The following is a 3,164-nucleotide window of genomic DNA, read 5'->3' on the forward strand; positions in this document are numbered from 1 at the left end:
CACATCTGTTTCTGATACACCGCCTTCGCGAGCAAGCCCGCTCCCACACTGTCCAGTGTTCACAGGGAGTGAGTAGCCAAACCTGGGGGCATATTCATATACCGTTTCGATCTAGCCAGCTCCCTGATTAGAAGAAGGTGCTGTGCTAGCATGCCCCGCTCGAACACGGCCCGCTGGCCGTCCATAAGATCGTTTTTCCGTGAGTAACCATGGTCGACAAACTGACGCATCTGAAACAGCTGGAGGCGGAAAGCATCCACATCATCCGCGAGGTCGCCGCCGAGTTCGATAACCCGGTGATGCTCTACTCGATCGGTAAAGACTCCGCCGTGATGCTGCACCTGGCACGCAAGGCGTTCTTCCCGGGCAAGCTGCCGTTCCCGGTGATGCACGTGGACACCCAGTGGAAATTCCAGGAGATGTACAAGTTCCGCGACAAGATGGTCGCCGAGCTGGGCCTGGACCTGATTACCCACGTCAACCCGGATGGCGTGGCGCAGGGCATCAACCCGTTCACCCACGGCAGCGCCAAGCACACCGACATTATGAAGACCGAGGGCCTCAAGCAAGCCCTGGACCAGCATGGTTTCGACGCAGCCTTTGGCGGTGCCCGTCGCGATGAAGAGAAATCCCGCGCCAAAGAGCGCGTGTACTCGTTCCGCGACAGCAAGCACCGCTGGGACCCGAAGAACCAGCGCCCGGAGTTGTGGAACGTCTACAACGGCAACGTCAACAAGGGCGAGTCGATCCGTGTGTTCCCGCTGTCCAACTGGACCGAGCTGGACATCTGGCAGTACATCTACCTCGAAGGCATCCCGATCGTGCCGCTGTACTTCGCCGCCGAACGCGACGTGATCGAGAAGAACGGTACGTTGATAATGATCGACGACGACCGCATCCTCGAGCACTTGTCCGACGAAGACAAAGCCCGAATCGTCAAAAAGAAAGTACGTTTCCGTACCCTTGGCTGCTACCCGTTGACGGGCGCGGTGGAGTCCGAAGCCGAGACGCTGACGGACATCATTCAGGAAATGCTCCTGACGCGAACTTCCGAGCGCCAGGGCCGTGTCATCGACCACGATGGTGCAGGCTCGATGGAAGATAAAAAACGTCAGGGTTATTTCTAAGGGGTTGTCATGTCGCACGTATCTGATTTGATCAGCGAGGACATCCTCGCCTACCTGGGCCAGCACGAGCGCAAGGAAATGTTGCGCTTCCTGACCTGCGGCAACGTCGACGACGGCAAGAGCACCCTGATCGGGCGCCTGCTGCACGACTCCAAGATGATCTACGAAGATCATCTGGAAGCCATCACCCGCGATTCGAAGAAGGTCGGCACCACCGGTGACGACATCGACCTGGCCTTGCTGGTCGACGGCCTGCAGGCCGAGCGTGAGCAGGGCATCACCATCGATGTGGCCTACCGCTACTTCTCCACCGCCAAGCGCAAATTCATCATCGCCGACACCCCGGGCCATGAGCAGTACACCCGCAACATGGCCACCGGTGCGTCTACCTGTGACCTGGCGATCATCCTGATCGACGCCCGCTACGGCGTGCAGACCCAGACCCGTCGCCACAGCTATATCGCCTCGTTGCTGGGCATCAAGCACATCGTGATTGCCGTCAACAAGATGGACATCAACGGCTTTGACCAAAGCGTATTCGAGTCGATCAAGGCCGATTACCTGAAGTTCGCCGAAGGTATCGCGTTCAAGCCGAGCACCATGGCGTTCGTGCCGATGTCGGCGCTCAAGGGCGACAACGTGGTGAACAAGAGCGAGCGCTCGCCTTGGTACACCGGCCAGTCGCTGATGGAGATCCTCGAGACTGTCGAGATCGCCAACGACCGCAACTACACCGACCTGCGTTTCCCGGTGCAGTACGTCAACCGTCCGAACCTGAACTTCCGTGGTTTCGCCGGCACCCTGGCCAGCGGCATCGTGCACAAGGGCGACGAAGTCGTGGTGCTGCCGTCGGGCAAGAGCAGCCGCGTCAAATCCATCGTCACCTTTGAAGGTGAGTTGGAGCACGCAGGTCCTGGCCAGGCCGTGACCCTGACCATGGAAGACGAGATCGACATCTCCCGTGGCGACCTGTTGGTACACGCCGACAACGTGCCGCAAGTGACCGACGCCTTCGACGCCATGCTGGTGTGGATGGCCGAAGAGCCAATGCTGCCGGGCAAGAAATACGACATCAAGCGCGCCACCAGCTACGTGCCGGGTTCCATCACCAGCATCGTGCACCGTGTGGATGTGAACACCCTGGCCGAAGGCCCGGCGAGTTCGCTGCAATTGAACGAGATTGGCCGGGTCAAGGTCAGCCTCGACGCCGCCATTGCCCTGGACGGTTACGACAGCAACCGCACCACCGGTGCGTTTATCGTTATCGACCGTTTGACCAACGGCACCGTTGCGGCGGGCATGATCGTCGCGCCGCCAGTGACCCACGGCAGTTCGGCGCAGCACGGCAAGTTGGCCCACGTGGCCACCGAAGAACGTGCCCAGCGCTTCGGCCAGCAACCGGCCACCGTGCTGTTCAGCGGCTTGTCGGGCGCTGGCAAGAGCACCCTGGCCTATGCGGTTGAGCGCAAGCTGTTCGACATGGGCCGTGCGGTGTTCGTGCTGGATGGCCAGAACCTGCGTCACGACCTGAACAAAGGCCTGCCACAAGACCGCGCCGGCCGCACCGAGAACTGGCGTCGCGCCGCGCACGTGGCGCGTCAGTTCAACGAAGCGGGCTTGCTGACCCTGGCCGCGTTTGTTGCGCCGGATGCCGAAGGCCGTGAACAGGCCAAGGCACTGATCGGCGGTGATCGTTTGCTGACGGTCTACGTGCAAGCGTCGCCGCTGGTGTGCGCCGAGCGTGATCCGCAAGGGTTGTACGCGGCGGGTGGGGATAACATCCCGGGTGAATCCTTCCCGTACGACGTGCCGTTGAATGCCGACCTGGTGATCGACACCCAGGCGTTGTCGCTGGAAGAGAGCGTCAAGCAAGTGCTGGAGCTGTTGCGTCAGCGCGGCGCGATCTAAGGATTGCCGCTACAAAAAAGCCCGCCACCGATCACTCGGTGGCGGGCTTTTTTGTGGGGTCTTGAAAACAACTCGGTCAAATGTGGGAGCGGGCTTGCTCGCGAAAGCGGTGTATCAGAAACAGATGTG

At 60.5% G+C, this 3,164-nt stretch carries 2 protein-coding genes; both read left to right on the top strand.

The annotated features are described in order from the left end of the window. Positions 1–209 precede the first annotated feature (209 nt). A complete protein-coding gene (cysD, locus tag NUV89_RS28750; RefSeq protein ID WP_257783983.1) occupies positions 210–1,127 on the top strand; it encodes a sulfate adenylyltransferase subunit CysD in 918 nt (305 codons plus the stop codon). 9 nt (positions 1,128–1,136) lie between these two features. Beyond that, positions 1,137–3,035, top strand: a complete 1,899-nt coding sequence (gene cysN / locus NUV89_RS28755; protein WP_257783984.1) for a sulfate adenylyltransferase subunit CysN — start codon at positions 1,137–1,139, stop codon at positions 3,033–3,035. Positions 3,036–3,164 lie beyond the last annotated feature (129 nt).

This window comes from Pseudomonas sp. 18.1.10, assembly GCF_024655625.1.
In the GTDB taxonomy this organism is placed as follows: domain Bacteria; phylum Pseudomonadota; class Gammaproteobacteria; order Pseudomonadales; family Pseudomonadaceae; genus Aquipseudomonas.

Excerpts from the sequence above, each read along its gene's own strand:
- cysN (WP_257783984.1), top strand. The coding sequence starts at position 1,137 with ATGTCGCACGTATCTGATTTGATCAGCGAGGACATCCTCGCCTACCTG.
- cysD (WP_257783983.1), top strand. The coding sequence starts at position 210 with ATGGTCGACAAACTGACGCATCTGAAACAGCTGGAGGCGGAAAGCATC.